Here is a 16,253-nt window from a genome sequence, read left to right on the forward strand (position 1 = left end):
TTACGGGAACCGGTACAGCATTCCCAACCCAATGCCTTCATAGCCCTGGGCGCTATCGGATGTATGTTTATCATACAACAGCGTTCCGTTTACCGTTGCACTAATTAACCTGTTCACCTTGGCTGTTAGCGTTAAATCAACACGGTGGGTAATAAATTTTGGCGATTGGGCATAAGGGATAAACAACGCGTAACGGGTATTTAAGTGAATGTTTTTGGCTATATCTTTATCCAGCAACGCCACAACCTGGAACGCGAGGTCATTTTTTACGGTTTTTAACGTATCCACGCCGTAGTTATCTTTTTGATATTTATGGATGGCGTGATCAAGTACAAAAGTTTGTCGTGCGGTACCGGTACCCAAACGCAAATCGAACCAACTTTTTGGCTTATACTCAAAACCGACAGACTCGGTAAGATAACCCGGCGACATAAAGTTTGAAATATATTGCTGCTCGAACTTGCCATTGCCTTGATCGACATAATTAAACCCTTTATCAAACTGCGACTCGAAGGTTAATGCGCCGAAAAAGTACCAGCTTTTTGATAATTGAGACGCTACTTTGTTATCAAAATAAATACGGTCCTGCGTTTTGCGTTTGCCCTGGCCTTTGTTTTTTGATACCCCGTAGGTAAGGTTAAGCTCGGACACATAACTGAAAGGCGCTTTGTTATATTCGGTATGATAAATAAAATTTGAACCCAATGCCACCGCGCTTACGCCACCCGCCGCATAATTGCTGCTAAATGCCGACTGGCTAAAGTTCAGCCCGAATGTGATTACCTTTTTCCAGTAGTTTACTTTATAATCGAGCATGGTAACAGGTACCATTTCGCGCTGGATCTGTATGGGGCGAACCCGCGTGGGGATGGCATTTTTGCGGGAATTTATCCGGTATTTATTAAGTACGGCAGTGTCTATTTTAACACTATCTTTTTTCAGGGTATCTGTTTGTGCTTTTGCTGATAAAACGCACGTGACTGATAATGCGAGTATTAGTAATCCCGGTTTTGTTTTTAACATAGTAAACAAATTAAAGCAAAAATCTCCTTTTTTAACCACAATAAACAAAAATGTTGCTTCAGGGTTTAGTCTGGCAAACGACTTTTGGGCAAAAATATTGGAATTTTCGGATATTAAAATGAACCTTGTATTAAGGTTTATCTGCCTTATTCACGGCCAAGATCCTTCTTGCTATCTTCGGGTGTAACAAGCGGGGTAAGGGAATAAGGGCGTTTTTTATACTTTAAAAAACGATTGAGGTTGGTTTTAATCGAGGCTATAAATTCATAGTCGCTGGCCGTTTTCACCAAATAATAGCCGGGGCGGTACCGCAGCATGAAGTCGGTAAGCTGCTGATCTTTTAAGTTGGTTATGGCGCCAACATAAGTTCGGTTAAAACGATAGTCAATAACACTTTGCTGATAGTCTTTCTCAATAGTTTCGCGCAGGCGGGCAGCATTGCGGCCGCTGCGGCTTAATGAATTGTAAAGCGCGTCGATACTTAAGCCAGCACCGCCCGGCCCAAAGCTCAATAAATCTTTATTGTTAAGTGGGCCGAAGATTTTGGTATAATCGTTTTTGGTTGCAGCAAGCCGTTTTTGGGGGTTAAGCAGGGTGTCGCGCACGATAACTTCTTTAAGCTGTATGGCTGTGCGCTTCATATAAACGGCAAGTGATTCGCCGCCTTGCACTTTCAATGTATCGGGATGATGATCTGATTTTGTAAAAACAAGCACATCGCCCGGCTGGGCTTCTATCTTGAATTCACCTTTAAAAGTGTTGTAAATAGATTTGCCGGTGGTGATGTTCTGTACATTAACTTTGGCAATGCGGTCTTTGCTGTCTTTATCAAACACAACCCCATCCACGGTTTTTTGCTGGGCAAAAACCCGGGCCGCGGGCAGGGCAAAACATATCAGGAGCATCCACAATTTCATTGCGGGGGCAAAAATACGTGTTGTACAGCGGGCGATCATACAATTTAACAACAATTAACCTTTGGGGGAGGGAGCCAAGATACCAGGAGTCAAGAATCAAGATAGATTTAGAGGTCATTTCTTTCTGTCCTGGCTCTTGACTCTTGCTGTCTTGCCTCTGTTTCTCACTTAACAACCACAAGCTTCTGGCCAATTTTAATGCCATTGTCGCTCATACTGTTTAACGCTTTCAGGTCATCAACAGTTATTCCAAAACGTTTGGATATGTTGTATAGTGTATCGCCCTGTTTTACGGTGTAGATCTTATCGTCGGGCGGGGTTTTGGAAAGGGTATCCTGAACAGGTTTGCCAATGCTATCGTTGATCTGCGATAATACACGGTCTTCCCGTTTAATTTTAGCAATCTCGCCTTCGGGTCGGTCATACTGATCGAGGTTATATTTTACAATAATATTGATCAGCAACTGCGGATATTTAGGATTAGTGGCATAACCTGCCTTTTTCAACCCATAAGCCCAGCCTTCATAATCGTTCTTGTCCAGTTCAAAAAGTTTAGCATAGTTTTTACGTTTTAAAAACGCCGAGTGGTCACGGAAGGAGTCTTCCGGATTATCATAAACGCGGAAACAATCATTCACGTTGTCGTCATCCTTATAATAACTTTTGCCGGTCCAGTCGCTGGTGCATTTTATGCCGAAGTGGTTGTTGGCGTATTTGGCCAGGTCACTATTGCCCGCGCCCGATTCAAACAAGCCCTGCGCCAGGGTGATGCTGGCCGGGATACCATACTGGTTCATTTCCTGGATGGCGATGGCCTTAAAACGGTCAATATATTCTAACGAATTGTACGACCGGTAGTTGGCAATAGCATCCTTATTGGCCTTTTGGATATTACTGTTATTGCGTTTGGCATCGCGGTTTGATACTGTAGTGGTTTTTTTGCGGGCAGAGCATGAATTGAGGCAAACTACAGCAATGAACAGGTATATGGTTTTTCGCATGAGGCTTAAATCTTATTATGTGGCATATAACCAGGGGCCAAATTAAGATTTTATAAACGTAATTATTGCTGTTTAGTTGTTGCGTCGGCCAATTGCGTTTGGTTTGCCGGATTTTCATCCAGGTCATTGAGGTTATACCTGTTAATGATACCTAAAACCTGCGATGCCCATTTGCGGCTACCGGCATAACCGGCACGCTGAATACCTTTTGCCCATCCTTTATAATCATAATGGGTAAGCGCGTCGGCCAGGTGGCTAAACTGCTTGCGCTCGGTCATGATGCGTGCAAAGTCCTGAAACGAATCAAAAACCGAATCGTATCTTTTATAAGAGGTGCGAACTTTTTTGTTGTGTTTGGTATAAACTACGGTATTGTAACCTTTTACTCCAAATTGATTATTAAGGTTTTGTGCTATGGTGCTGTTGCCGCAGCCCGATTCATGCATGGCTACACCTAAAACGATGCTTGCCGGGATCCCGGTTTCGTGCATGATCTTAATGGCATCATCTTTGAACTTTTCAATGTAAGATTGTGAGGTATTTTTCTGTGCTGAAGCAGCTAATGTTGAAATCAACAGTGTTGTAATCAGTAAGATTTTCTTCATAATTTATTTTTTTCTGATAACCAGCAGCCCGTCGCGTACCGGCAGGATCAATTTTTCTATCCTGCTATCAACAGCTATCTGGTCATTTAGTTTGCGGATTCCTTCAGTATCGGCATCTTTTTCGGTGCCGTACACCTTTCCTTTCCACAAAACGTTATCAATTATTATTAATCCTCCGGATCTGACTTTGTCAAAAACTAATTGAAAGTAAGTATAATTATTCTTTTTATCGGCATCTATAAACACCAAATCAAAAACATCCTCCTGTAAATCAGCAATAACGGCCTCTGCCTGCCCAAAATGCAGCTTTATTTTGTTTTCAACATTTGTTAGTTTAAGATGTGAAGTGATGATCTCCTCCATTTCGCGGTTAACTTCAATGGTGTGGAGGATGCCGTCGTCGGCCAAACCCTCGGCCAGGCAAATAGCCGAGTAGCCTGTATAGGTACCTATCTCCAGGATGCGCTTAGGCTGCACCATTTTGCTTAAAAAACTAAGCAGCCTGCCCTGATAATGCCCCGATAGCATGTTAGGTTTTAACACCTTGATATGCGTTTCGCGGTTGAGTTTTTTTAGCACCTCCGGCTCCGGGTCGCAATGGTCATCTAAGTAAGCCAGTAAGGCATTAGGGAGAATATCCATGGGGCAAAGATACACAAAAACCTTGATTTTCGTGATTGAAGGATTTCCCGATGCTATATGTCCCTTCCTTTTGAACCTTGATTCACTTGATTAAAGGACTTTTGATGATGGTTTTGTATTTGTTTTTAATACGATATCTTTAGCTGGATTTAAACCTTAACATGAAATATAAAGAGCTTACTGAAAAGATAATAGGATGTGCAATGCGTGTACATAATACTCTCGGAAATGGTTTTCAGGAATTAATTTACCAGCGCGCGTTGGCTTTGGAATTAGCAAAAGGAGATCTGAAGTTTGCCCAGGAATTGGAAATGATTATCTATTATGATGGCGTTGGCATAGGAAAACGACGCGTTGACTTCTTCGTTGAAGGATCAATCATGGTTGAAATAAAAGCCATCATATCCCTTGAAGATGTACATTTGGCACAAGCCATGAACTATCTTGAAGCCTATAAGATGGAAATAGGACTACTAATAAATTTCGGATCAAAAAGCTTACAATTTAAACGCGTTCATAATAACAATCTATTAGTTTGAAGCAGATATCAGGCTATCATCTAATCAGGAAAATCAAGGTTCAACCCTCTATCATGAAATCCTTCAATCAAGCAAATCATGGTTCAGAATCAGCTTAAAATCTCGTCCCCATCCAACTCTGCAGTAAAATCACCGCCGATATCGTATCTACCAACTCCTTATTTTGCCGGTGTTTCTTGTTCATGCCACTCTGAGCGATAGTTGCTGATGCCATTTTTGAGGTAAAGCGCTCATCAACCATTTCGATAGGGATTTCGGGGAATGTTTTCTTTAACAGGTTCACAAAACCTTTTACATGAATGGCCGATTGCGAGGGGGTGTTGTCCATCTGCTTTGGTTCGCCTACGATGAACCGCTCCACTTGTTCTGCTTGCAGATATTTTTTTAAAAACTCAATAATGTTATTGGGGTGGATGTTATCGAGGCCCGTCGCGATGATCTGCAAAGGGTCGGTAACCGCAATACCTATGCGCTTGGTACCATAATCAAAAGCCATTACTCTCATTTGGTAAAGATATGAGATGCGAGATATGAGATGTGAGATTTTTTGAATATGATGATAGTCACTCTTTACTTTCCATCAAGTAAGGACGCTCTGCTATGCCATTCCTGTCTCAAATCTCACATCTCATATCTCACATCTAAAATCAAATTACTATTTTGCACCAAATGCAGTTTAAAGAAATAGTAGGACAGGAAGCAACAAAGCAACGATTGCTTAACACGGTGAGCGAGAACCGGGTAAGCCACGCGCAACTATTTTTAGGCCCCGAAGGTTCGGGCAGCCTGGCGCTTGCTGTTGCCTATGCCCAGTACCTTTCCTGCGAGGATAAACAGCCCGGCGACTCATGCGGGGTATGCTCTTCCTGCCGGAAGTACCAGAAACTGATGCATCCCGATCTGCATTTTTCTTACCCTTTCTTTGCAAAACATAAAGATGATACAGCGCTTACTTTTATTGAGCAATGGCGCGGCGCTTTAACGGCTAATCCATATTTAAGCCTGGACATATGGCGCGGATACCTGGATGCCGAAAACAAACAGGCCAATATCAATATTGCCGAATGTCACCAGATCATTAAAAAACTAAGCTTTAAACCTTTTGAGTCGGAATATAAGATCCTGATCCTTTGGTTGCCCGAATACCTGGATAAAGAGGGGAATGCACTGCTTAAAATTATTGAAGAGCCGCAGCCCAATACGCTTTTTTTATTAGTAGCCCAAAACCAGGATCAGATCCTGAACACCATATTATCCCGTACGCAGCTGGTTAAAATACCCGCTTTGGAGTACGACGAAATTAAGGAACATTTAATAAGTGCCCATCACCAAACCGAGGAAGCCGCTGCCGAAATAGCTTATTTGAGCAATGGCAACATGACCGAAGCTTTGGCCATGCTGCAGCAGGACAACAAAAGCTACCACGAGCTGTTTGTACAATGGCTGCGCTATTGCTTTGGCAATAAAGGCATAGAGGTGATGGCTTTTGTGGAGCAATTTGCCAAAATGGGGCGCGAAAACCAAAAAAACTTTTTGCGTTACGGTACCAGCTTTATCCGCGAGTGCTGTTTACTCATTGCCGGGGCGGGTAGCCTGGTACATTTACCGCCAAAGGAACTGGACACGGCTCAAAAAATGAGTAACGTGCTGAGCATTGGCAAATCGCAAATGATTATTGATGAGCTGGAAAAAGCACATTATCATGTGGAGCGCAACGCTAATCCCAAAATCTTATTTTTAGATGTATCTTTACAAATTATTAAAATACTAATAAATAAAAATGTCCCTGCGGGGAATCAATATATGCCAAGTTAATTATGGGATGTGGAAGTTGCTCAACAGGTGGCGGATGTTCGCCTGCGGGCTGCAAAAGTAACGGCAGTTGCCTTACTAATGGTTGCAGCAAATTAGATGTTTACGATTGGCTGTCGCATATGGACATGCCGACTAACTATAAGCCGTTCCAGGTTATTGAAGTTAAGTTTAAAGGCTCGCGCAAGGAGTTTTATTTAAACAACGATAATATTTACCTCGAAGCCGGCGAACTTGTGGCTGTTGAAGCAACCACTGGTGGCTATGATATTGGCCATGTTTCGCTTACCGGCGAACTGGTACGCATGCAGATGGTAAAACGCCATGTAAAGGAAGCTGATGTTGTAAAAAAGATCTACCGTAAAGCTACCGTTGCCGATGTTGACAAATGGAAAGCTGCCAAGGATATGGAATGGGAAACCATGCACAAATCGCGCAAGCTGGCGCTTGACCTTAACCTGAGCATGAAGCTGAGCGATGTGGATTACCAGGGCGATAAAACCAAGGCAACATTTTATTATACTGCCGAAGGCCGCGTTGATTTCAGGGAACTGATCAAGAAAATGGCCGAAACTTTCCGCATCCGTATCGAGATGAGGCAGATTGGTATGAGGCAGGAAGCAAGCCGTTTAGGCGGCATAGGTTCATGTGGCCGCGAGCTTTGCTGCTCAACCTGGCTTACCGATTTTAAAACGGTATCTACTTCGGCAGCCCGCTATCAAAACCTTTCGTTAAATACGCTGAAACTGGCCGGCCAGTGCGGCAAGCTGAAATGCTGCCTTAACTACGAGCTGGATACTTACATGGATGCCTTAAAATACATCCCTGATAATGTAAACACCCTTAAAACCCAAAAAGGGGATGCCCGCCTGCAAAAAACCGACATCTTTAAAAAAATAATGTGGTTTAGCTACCCGGGAGAAGAATCATGGGTTCCGTTGCCAATAAAAAAGGTTAAAGAGATTCAGCAGCAGAATAAAGATGGTGTGATCCCTGAAGACCTTGGCGAAATTGTTGAAGTTGAAACACCTGCGGCAAAAGCGCTCGATTACGAAAACGTGGTTGGCCAGGATAGTCTTACCCGCCTCGACGAACGACGCAACAACAATAAAAAGAAGAACAAAAACCGCAATAAAAACCAGAAACCCGGAGGCCAGGCGCAAGCCGAGGGCAAACCGGCCAATCAGCAGCCTCAGCAGGGATCGGGTAATCCGCAGGAAAAACCGGCCCAGCAGCCGCGTCCTGAAGGAAACCGCCAGCAGCAAAACAATAACAAGCCCCAGGGTAACAGGCCTCCGCAGCAAAACAGACCGCAGGGAGAAGGCCGGCCTCAGGGCGAAGCCAAACCTCAAAGAGAACCGAGACCACAGGGTGAACCGGGGCCACAAGGCGAAGGAAAACCACAGGGTGAGGGAAGCGGTAATAACAACAGGCGCCGCAGGCCAAACCGCCCAAACCGGAATAATAATAACAATAATAATCAACAGGCCAAACCTGAATGAAACGGGCTTTAAATATCATTTACCCGGCAGTATTGTTATTGGTAACCCTGTTTGCCGGTTCCTGTACCGATCCGAACAGGATCATTGATACCAACACCGAAATTGCCGATCATAACTGGTCGTACGTTAACCGCGTAAACTTTGATGTTAAAGTTGATGATGAAAAAGTTGCCTATAACCAATACCTTAATTTACGGGTTACGGGCAACTATAAATACTCCAACATATTTGTATTGGTTAGTCAAATTTCGCCCGATAAAAAAACGCATATTACGCGTTTTGAAGTAAAGCTGGCCAATCCTGATGGCGAATGGCTGGGCAAGGGATCAGGCAACCTTTACAGCTACCAGGTGCTTTTACGTAAAGATTATCATTTCCCCACAAAAGGCGTTTACCGTTTTCAGATAGAACAAAACATGCGCGATAACCCCCTTCATGAGATCAGCGATGTGGGATTAAGGATAGAGAAAGCCCAATAATTTACACTAAGGTATATTATAGGTAACGGTAACCGAGCCATGCGTCAGTACCTCTCTGTCGGTATCCTGTACAACTATTTTGTCATTGTCGTAAATTCTGTAGGTAACGGTATTGCTAACGTCTGAGGCAACAACCAGGGTTACCTGGTCGTTTTGATTCAATGTAGCAGTATAGCTGTATGATGATCCTTTTGCAACAGCTTTCGCATCAACTATTTTAGGGCTGCTATCCGTTGTTTTATATTCAGATAATGAAACGTTAAAGGCATCTGCCCCGCTTACCGTAACTTTTATGGTATGGGGCTGCGGAGGCTGATCTGTGCTTTTCTTTGAGCAGGACACAAACAGCAAGCTTATCAATATCCCATAAATCAGTTGCTTCATCATTGTTTTTTATTTGTGAATATGCTTAATTTATACCAGCGAACAAAATCTTAATAATAAAACTGAAACGTATAACTACCCGTTAAGCCTTAAACATCACCCATGAAAAAATTAACCATCCTTACATTTGTAGCTGCTTCAATAGCTTTTGCATCCTGTCATAGCGCCGATAAAAATAACCGTCAAAACGATACCAGCGCGACCCAAGGCAGCGGCGGCCCTGCCGATTCGGCTAAAAGTTCGGCTCCGGGCAATGGCGCTGTTGCACCAAATTCGTCGGATACAACCAGTCTTCATGGTGATACTGATTCTGCTGTGCATCCGGTGCATTAATGCTGGCTGATCACTATTTCTTTTGTTCATGATTAAACTAAGAATTAGCTGATCAGTCTACCTTCAGGAGTTTACTTTTTTGTTGCCTTTAACCTTTTTATTAAATGAAATACCTAAACCTATCTTTTCTTATCATCTTTTTTCCCTTAGTGTTATCAGCCCAAACTAATAATACTATAGCAACGCCCCGAATTGATAAACGTGTAGAATTGCTGAGCATTGTTTTCCGTTTAGCGGGTAACGAAGAATACAATACCCCTGACAATGTTAAATACGTTGCAGATATTCATAAGCATTTTGATAAATTTATTGACCATCCGCTCATTAAATACGCCCAGGAACTGAGGGACAGCAGCGGCGTTAGCTACGATGCTGTTATGTCAATGGCCGTTCACTTAAATGAACCACCGGCATTAGAACCATTAGTACCTTTTTCAGTCTCTTTACCAGACAAAAGGTGGACCCTGGAAAGCGCTGTAAAATTCACTGCCCTGTTAAAGCAATTTTATAAAGACGCCGACTTCGATGGGTTTTTCCATACCCATTTAGCTGATTATGCTATAGCCGAAAGCCGTTTTAATGTCCTGTTTAAAAAGCTGGATGTATCCTGGTATTATAAATTTTATGGTAAAGCGCCGGCCGAAAATTTCAATATCATCATAGGATTTGGAAATGGCGGAGGAAACTACGGGCCACATGTTTATTTAAACGATCATACCAAAAAAGTATATGCAATTATTGGTTCTGGTACTTTTGATGAGCAAGGCTTACCTACTTATGACGCGGCATCTTATCTGCCTACATTGATCCACGAGTTTAACCATTCATTTATCAATTATCTTACCGATAATTATGAAAACCAATTGAGAGACGCGGGTGCGCTTATTTACGAAAAAGAGCGCACAAAAATGCGGAAACAAGCTTATGGCGAGTGGAAAACAATGATAAACGAAGCGTTAGTAAGGGCATCGGTAATCAGTTACCTGAAAACCCATAATACCGATACATTGGTGGCCGAACAAGAGCTTAAGCAGCAATTGGCCAGAGGTTTTGTTTGGATGCGGCCATTGGTTAATTTACTTGGTCAATATCAATCAAACAGAAAAACTTATCCTGCACTTGAAAGCTTTATGCCTGCTATTGTCGTCTTTTACAATAAATTGGCGCCAAATATCAGTTTTTACGATGACGACTATCAGCAACATTGTGCCCGGGTAATAGCAGTAAGGCCTTTCAAAAACGGCGATACTACAATAAGAGCCAACACAACTGAAATTATATTTGATTTTGATAAAAAATTGGATGGCATAAAGTACTTTTTTGGCCCGGGAGCCAAGGGTATAGATCATTATCCTAAGTCGGCAAAATTTACCTTTGCTAATGATAACAAAAGCATTATTATGAAAGTTAGCCTGAAGCCCAATACCGAATACCAGATAAATATTGCCGGCGGTATGATGCGGGCAAGCGATGGCTATGCTGTACAAAACTATATCCTGAATTTTAAAACAGAAAATAGTCCCATCCCTTAATTCACTTGCCTTTCCTGATTAACTTTATTAGTATTTATAAAAATTTATGCTTTACTTTACTAATATTTTTATCAATAAATGACTGGTATTATATTAGTATTTGTATCCCTGATCATCCTACTGATTGCAGTTTTTCTATTCCTGAAAAAACCAAAAGCAGTTGAGCTGATCTCTGCCGAGGAGTTGAGCAAACTCCGGTATGAGCATGATCAGTTTAAAATTTTATTGGCTAAAGCCGAAGAAAAATCTAATGGCTTAGCTGCTGAAAAAGAAAGCATTACCAACTTTTTAAAGGAGGAAAAGAACCGCCTGATTGACGAACTTTTATACGAGCGTACCCAACTTGCACAGGCCAATCAATCCTTAGAAAGTGCCCGGGCCTACTATAAATCGCAGCAGGAAAAACTGCAGGAGCAAAAGGCCGAGATAGAGCAGATTCGCACCCAATTTCAGCGGGAATTTGAAAATGTGGCCGAAAAACTGCTTAAAGAAAAATCGAAGGAATTTACCGATATCAACCGCAGCAATTTAGATGTTATCCTTAACCCATTAAAGGAAAACTTGAAAGCATTTGAGGATAAAGTTGAGAAAGTTTACAACATGGAAGCGGCCGAGCGGAATACGCTAAAAGGCGTGATCACCCAACTGATGGATCTCAACAAACAGATTAGTGATGAAGCTCAAAACCTAACCAAAGCGCTTAAAGGGGATAACAAAAAACAAGGCAACTGGGGCGAGGTAATTTTGGAGCGGGTACTGGAACGTTCAGGCCTCGTCAGAGATCAGGAATACCGCATCCAGGCCGCCATGCAGGCCACCGACGGCACAAGATATCAACCAGATGTGATCATCGACCTACCCGATGAAAAACACCTGATTATCGACTCCAAAGTATCGCTGATAGCCTATGAAAAACTGGTTAACGCCGATACCGAAGACGACCGAAAACTGTTTGCTAAAGCTCATGTGGAATCCATCCGCGGGCATGTTACCGGCCTCTCAGCCAAAAAATATCACGATTTATATAAGATCAATTCGCCCGATTTTGTGCTGCTTTTTGTGCCGATAGAATCCTCATTCAGTATTGCCGTACAACTGGATGGCGAACTGTTTAATTATGCCTGGGACAGGAAAGTGGTAATTGTTAGTCCGTCGACTTTGCTGGCTACTCTGCGTACCATTGCCAGCATGTGGAAACAGGAACGCCAAAACCGTAATGTATTGGAAATAGCCCGTTTAAGCGGCGATATGTATGATAAGTTTGTTGGTTTTTTAAGTGATATGGACAGCATTGGCAAAAATATCAACCAAACACAATCGGCTTATAATAACGCCATCAGTAAATTATCGGAGGGTAGGGGCAACCTTACTACTACCGCCGAAAAGATCAAAAAGTTGGGAGCAAAAGCGGACAAGCAAATAGATCAAAAATATATTGGGGATGAGTAATTAAAGCTCGTTAACAACTGCCAGATATGATGCGTTGGCGGATGCATTTGCTTTAAAAGTTATCCCCTCCATTATCATGGACAGATTAAAATTTATATTGCTAACCATGCTACTCATGTAATTTTGTTTGATACTATAAACAAGTTTGCCGCTTCCTTTACCGTTACCACTAATAGCTACCTCTGCTCCGTTTGTAGTAGTCTTCAAATCCATAGCCATCGATTGATCTATATCGAAATTTGCTATATCATTATTAACAGATATGAGTTTATAAACAAGCTTTATATTCATTTGCATATTGGTAAAGCCGGGTACGGGCATTGCCATGGGTATTTCCTGCGTAAAAGTCTCGCCAATTTTCATTGGCTTATCCGGAAATTGTAGTTTGTTACTGATGTCATTGATAATAGCAGTAACAGCTGATTTTATCTTTTCGTCTGTATTTTTTCCGGATACCGAATCGATATGTATTTTGCCCTCCGGCGACCCCGTTCCATAAAAAATTCGGTCTTTCAAAGGATCCGGGGTTTCAATCTGCTTCCCATTAAAATTCATTACCGATGGCATCCCCCAAAATGTCATCGTAAAAGGAAAAGAATTATCGCTATTTAGTTTTCCTGTAACTAAATCTAAATCATGACCATTATGCCCGGTTATGGTCGCCGGCAATTTCGTATTTTTCTTTATTTCGGCTATACTTGCTTCATCACCTACGGCGTCTATCTCCATTTTAAGATCAGTTACCATTTTCACATGATATTTATGAAGCGACTTATATTTTATCTTAAAAATGGTTGAGTTTTGAGCAAAGCTTTTAGCTATAGTGAATAATAAAACACATGAGATTATGTATTTTTTCATTTTAAAAGATTTAGGTTTGATTTAAAAATAAAGTTTTTATCTATTAGTGTTTTTCCTGTTAAACCACCAATCGGCCTGTTTGGTAAACATCAGCGCCCATCCCCATAGTTCAACAATGATCTCGACGAGGGTTAAAATGATGAGATAAACCGGCATTTCTATAGCTTTTTTTTGAGCCGAACTATCATGCAAAATTCCAAAACTGTATAACAATGATGATCCCAGGAAAAACACATTCAGCAATACCAAAACCGAAAGGATGATCCGGGCCCATTTCTTTCCTTCGCCGGTAACAAAGATCAAAAAGCCGACAGCGACGAATACAAACAGGATGGCCGAAAAATTGAACCCGTCCAGGTAATTATTCAACGTTTGGATCAGCAAGCCCAGGTAAAGCAATAAAATTCCCTTCACAAAAGCCCCGGGCGGTTTCCCATCGGGATGATTGTTGAGGTAAAATTTATCGAAAATATCCTGCAGCATCACTCGGCTTTTTTAAACGCGTTCCAGCCCTGGGCTTTCAATTCGTGTACAGTACCGCTTTTGGTGATCAGGTTACAACCGGCCGAAGCCTCGGTGATATAGCCGATGATGCTGATATCCATTTTAAATTTGATCTTATCATAATCGGCCTGCTTCACGGTGAACAACAATTCATAATCTTCACCACCACTCAAAGCGCAAATAGTAGGGTCGAGGTTAAATTCGCGGGCCGTTTCAAAAGTCATCGGGTCCAACGGAATTTTTTCCTCGTACAAGTTACAGCCTTTGTTGCTTTGCTTGCAGATGTGTAATAATTCGGAAGCCAAACCGTCAGATACATCGATCATAGCGGTTGGTTTTACCTCTATGCTTTTCAACAGTTCAACCACATCACGACGGGCTTCGGGCTTCAACTGACGCTCAACAATGTAATCTTTTCCTTCAAGGTCCGGCTGAATATTAGGATTTTCCAGGTAGATCAGCTTTTCGCGCTCCAGCAGTTGCAGGCCGGTATAAGCACCTCCCAAATCACCGGATACACAGATCAGGTCCCCTTCTTCAGCACCATTGCGGTATACAATATCAGCTTCATCGGCGTAGCCAATTGAAGTTACGCTGATTACCAAACCTTGCTTGGATGATGTTGTATCACCACCAATTAAATCCACATTATATTTTTCGCAGGCGATATAGATCCCCTGGTAAAGCTCCTCAATGGCCTCGAGCGGAAATTTGCTCGACATGCCGATAGACACCGTAACCTGCGACGCTATTCCATTCATCGCGTAAATGTCGCTCAGGTTTACCTGTATCGCTTTATAACCCAAATGCTTAAGCGGCGTGTACGCCAAATCAAAATGGATCCCTTCCAACAGCATATCGGTACTCACCAGCACTTTTTTACCGGCGAAATCAAGTACAGCTGCATCGTCGCCGACTCCTTTTTTTGAGCTTTCGTTAGTAAGCTTAATATTTTTTGTAAGGTGACCGATAAGGCCAAATTCGCCAAGCTCCTCTAAATTGGTTCTATCCTGATTTTCAAACATAGTTTTTGCGATTTCACCGATGACCTTTGATTTCACCGATTTTATTTTTCGGGCCGCAACCCGGTTTCACATCTTCCGCCGAAGGCGGGAAATTTTTTTTACACTTTCGGTCACGTACCAACCAAATTTTTCTCACCTCCAAAAACGGACGACAAATATATATACTCGAATTTCCCTTTAGCTTTTATACTTCTTAACAATAATGTGGATAACCCAATTTCTCGGGCCGCAACCTTTATACCTTATATCCGCCTTTGGCGGAAAAATTTTTTACGATTTTTAGCCTTTTTACAAGCAAGAAGGCACTTTTACACTAAAAATACCTTCAATTTTATAGCTCCCGGTTTTCCACAATTCCCCGGTTTATAACTTCCTGATCAAGGCCATCCAACTGATAAAAAATCGGTGAAGTCAACTTGTAATCGGTGTAATCCCAAAGAACTATAATCCAAGCTGCGCCGAAATTTCAAGCATGCGCTCAATCGGTTTTACTGCTTTTTCAATGATATGCTGTGGTACAGTTACCTCAGGCGTTTCATTTTTCAAACACAGGTATAACTTTTCCAGTGTGTTACGCTTCATATGCGGGCAATCGTTGCATGCGCAGTTGTTATTTGGTGGCGCCGGGATAAATATTTTATCCGGGTTTTCCTTTTGCATCTGGTGTAAAATGCCCGATTCCGTCGCTACAATAAATTCCTTGTCCTGGTGGCTGCCGGCATATTTTAAAATTCCGGTTGTTGAACCAACATAATCGGCCATTTCCAGTATAACATCCTCACATTCAGGATGTGCCAACAGCTTTGCACCCGGGTGACGTTCCTTTAGTTTGGTGATCTTTTCTCTCGAAAATATCTCATGAACCATACAGGCCCCATTCCACAATACCAGGTCGCGGCCGGTTTTTTTGGCTACGTACGCGCCAAGGTTTTTATCAGGTCCGAAAATGATCTTCTGATCCTTCGGTAAGCTCTCTACAATCTGCACAGCGTTGCTTGATGTACAAACAATGTCGGTTAAAGCTTTCAATTCAGCCGTACAGTTTACATAAGTGATCACCAGGTGATCGGGATAGTTTTCCTTAAACTTTTTGAACAAGTGTGGCGGACAACTATCTGCTAATGAACAACCTGCCTTCATATCCGGCAGTAAAACCTTCTTGGTTGGCGACAGGATCTTGGCAGTTTCGGCCATGAAATGTACACCTGCAAAAACAATGATATCGGCATCCGTTTTGGCGGCTTGTTGAGATAATCCTAAACTATCGCCAATGTAATCGGCAATATCCTGGATATCGCCATCCTGGTAATAGTGCGCCAGGATCACCGCATTTTTTTGCTTTTTTAATTTTTCAATTTCCGCGAAAAGATCAAGCGTCGGATCAATTTCTTCATCCACGTATCCTTTCAGATTTATTTCTTCGAAGGTATTCATTTCCACAATTCAATTAATAACAACTAATTTTTAAATTAAAAAGAACTATTGTTTATTAGGGTGTTGGTAATGTGCAAAATTCGGAGTAATTTTTGTTTTAAAAGTTAGTTTTCACAATTTATTAACACTTATACACATTTTTCCACTAAAAATAGCGCTGATTTTTAGATAGGTATGACAATCAATTTTTATTTAAAAAAGTTTTATGTTA

Annotated in this window: 18 protein-coding genes; 7 read left to right on the top strand and 11 right to left on the bottom strand. The window is 41.9% G+C overall.

Features of this window, described 5'->3' with window-relative positions; translation table 11 throughout:
- The 5 genes from IEX80_RS18735 to IEX80_RS18755 all read right to left on the bottom strand — a co-directional run bounded on the left by IEX80_RS18735 (nt 1) and on the right by IEX80_RS18755 (nt 4,188).
- Nucleotides 1-1,023, bottom strand: coding sequence for a DUF3078 domain-containing protein (locus tag IEX80_RS18735; protein ID WP_188833749.1), 1,023 nt, complete (start codon nt 1,021-1,023; stop codon nt 1-3).
- Nucleotides 1,024-1,169: 146 nt separating this feature from the next.
- Nucleotides 1,170-1,979: a peptidase associated/transthyretin-like domain-containing protein gene (locus IEX80_RS18740; RefSeq protein WP_188833750.1), complete on the bottom strand. Its 810-nt coding sequence runs from the start codon at nt 1,977-1,979 to the stop codon at nt 1,170-1,172.
- A gap of 125 nt (nt 1,980-2,104) precedes the next feature.
- Entirely contained in the window at nt 2,105-2,941 is an 837-nt protein-coding gene (locus IEX80_RS18745; protein ID WP_090532701.1) for a glucosaminidase domain-containing protein, read from the bottom strand.
- A gap of 62 nt (nt 2,942-3,003) precedes the next feature.
- A complete protein-coding gene (locus IEX80_RS18750; protein WP_090532703.1) occupies nt 3,004-3,546 on the bottom strand; it encodes a glycoside hydrolase family 73 protein in 543 nt (180 codons plus the stop codon).
- Nucleotides 3,547-3,549: 3 nt separating this feature from the next.
- Complete coding sequence (locus IEX80_RS18755) at nt 3,550-4,188, bottom strand: O-methyltransferase (RefSeq protein ID WP_091174796.1); 639 nt, start codon at nt 4,186-4,188, stop codon at nt 3,550-3,552.
- A gap of 161 nt (nt 4,189-4,349) precedes the next feature.
- Between IEX80_RS18755 and IEX80_RS18760 the strand changes: the two genes are divergently transcribed.
- The gene (locus IEX80_RS18760; protein WP_188833751.1) at nt 4,350-4,727 is read left to right on the top strand and encodes a GxxExxY protein; all 378 of its coding nucleotides are present in this window, start codon (nt 4,350-4,352) and stop codon (nt 4,725-4,727) included.
- Nucleotides 4,728-4,821: 94 nt separating this feature from the next.
- On the opposite strand, the gene ruvX is transcribed toward IEX80_RS18760, so the two are convergent.
- Nucleotides 4,822-5,232 (bottom strand): Holliday junction resolvase RuvX, encoded by a 411-nt coding sequence (gene ruvX / locus IEX80_RS18765; RefSeq protein ID WP_112653146.1) that lies wholly within the window; start codon nt 5,230-5,232, stop codon nt 4,822-4,824.
- A gap of 164 nt (nt 5,233-5,396) precedes the next feature.
- Between ruvX and IEX80_RS18770 the strand changes: the two genes are divergently transcribed.
- From IEX80_RS18770 to IEX80_RS18780, 3 genes are read left to right on the top strand one after another with little or no spacing between them, the layout of a single operon-like run.
- Nucleotides 5,397-6,542, top strand: a complete 1,146-nt coding sequence (locus IEX80_RS18770) for a DNA polymerase III subunit (protein WP_188833752.1) — start codon at nt 5,397-5,399, stop codon at nt 6,540-6,542.
- 2 nt (nt 6,543-6,544) lie between these two features.
- Nucleotides 6,545-8,041 (top strand): regulatory iron-sulfur-containing complex subunit RicT, encoded by a 1,497-nt coding sequence (ricT, locus tag IEX80_RS18775; RefSeq protein WP_188833753.1) that lies wholly within the window; start codon nt 6,545-6,547, stop codon nt 8,039-8,041.
- Entirely contained in the window at nt 8,038-8,520 is a 483-nt protein-coding gene (locus IEX80_RS18780; protein ID WP_188833754.1) for a gliding motility lipoprotein GldH, read from the top strand. Before ricT ends, IEX80_RS18780 begins: the two co-directional genes overlap by 4 nt.
- A 6-nt stretch (nt 8,521-8,526) precedes the next feature.
- Here IEX80_RS18780 and IEX80_RS18785 read toward each other — a convergent pair whose 3' ends face one another.
- On the bottom strand, nt 8,527-8,907 hold the full coding sequence (locus IEX80_RS18785) for a hypothetical protein (RefSeq protein WP_090532717.1): 381 nt from the start codon (nt 8,905-8,907) through the stop codon (nt 8,527-8,529).
- Nucleotides 8,908-9,006: 99 nt separating this feature from the next.
- Between IEX80_RS18785 and IEX80_RS18790 the strand changes: the two genes are divergently transcribed.
- From IEX80_RS18790 to IEX80_RS18800, 3 genes are all read left to right on the top strand, one after another.
- A complete protein-coding gene (locus tag IEX80_RS18790; RefSeq protein WP_090532719.1) occupies nt 9,007-9,237 on the top strand; it encodes a hypothetical protein in 231 nt (76 codons plus the stop codon).
- 104 nt (nt 9,238-9,341) lie between these two features.
- Nucleotides 9,342-10,769 carry a DUF4932 domain-containing protein gene (locus IEX80_RS18795; protein WP_090532723.1) on the top strand — a complete coding sequence of 476 codons (1,428 nt, stop codon included), beginning with the start codon at nt 9,342-9,344 and terminating at the stop codon, nt 10,767-10,769.
- Between the two features lie 78 nt (nt 10,770-10,847).
- Nucleotides 10,848-12,218, top strand: a complete 1,371-nt coding sequence (locus IEX80_RS18800) for a DNA recombination protein RmuC (protein WP_090532725.1) — start codon at nt 10,848-10,850, stop codon at nt 12,216-12,218.
- Here IEX80_RS18800 and IEX80_RS18805 read toward each other — a convergent pair whose 3' ends face one another.
- The 4 genes from IEX80_RS18805 to nadA form a co-directional block, all read right to left on the bottom strand.
- Nucleotides 12,219-13,079, bottom strand: a complete 861-nt coding sequence (locus tag IEX80_RS18805; RefSeq protein WP_188833755.1) for a DUF6263 family protein — start codon at nt 13,077-13,079, stop codon at nt 12,219-12,221. It lies immediately after the preceding gene.
- Between the two features lie 36 nt (nt 13,080-13,115).
- Nucleotides 13,116-13,562: a hypothetical protein gene (locus IEX80_RS18810; protein ID WP_090532729.1), complete on the bottom strand. Its 447-nt coding sequence runs from the start codon at nt 13,560-13,562 to the stop codon at nt 13,116-13,118.
- Nucleotides 13,562-14,608 carry a thiamine-phosphate kinase gene (gene thiL / locus IEX80_RS18815; protein ID WP_188833756.1) on the bottom strand — a complete coding sequence of 349 codons (1,047 nt, stop codon included), beginning with the start codon at nt 14,606-14,608 and terminating at the stop codon, nt 13,562-13,564. The genes IEX80_RS18810 and thiL overlap by 1 nt, the downstream gene beginning before the upstream one ends.
- 441 nt (nt 14,609-15,049) lie before the next feature.
- Nucleotides 15,050-16,042 (bottom strand): quinolinate synthase NadA, encoded by a 993-nt coding sequence (nadA, locus tag IEX80_RS18820; protein WP_090532733.1) that lies wholly within the window; start codon nt 16,040-16,042, stop codon nt 15,050-15,052.
- Nucleotides 16,043-16,253 lie beyond the last annotated feature (211 nt).

It is taken from the genome of Mucilaginibacter rubeus (assembly GCF_014643835.1).
Taxonomy (GTDB): domain Bacteria; phylum Bacteroidota; class Bacteroidia; order Sphingobacteriales; family Sphingobacteriaceae; genus Mucilaginibacter; species Mucilaginibacter rubeus.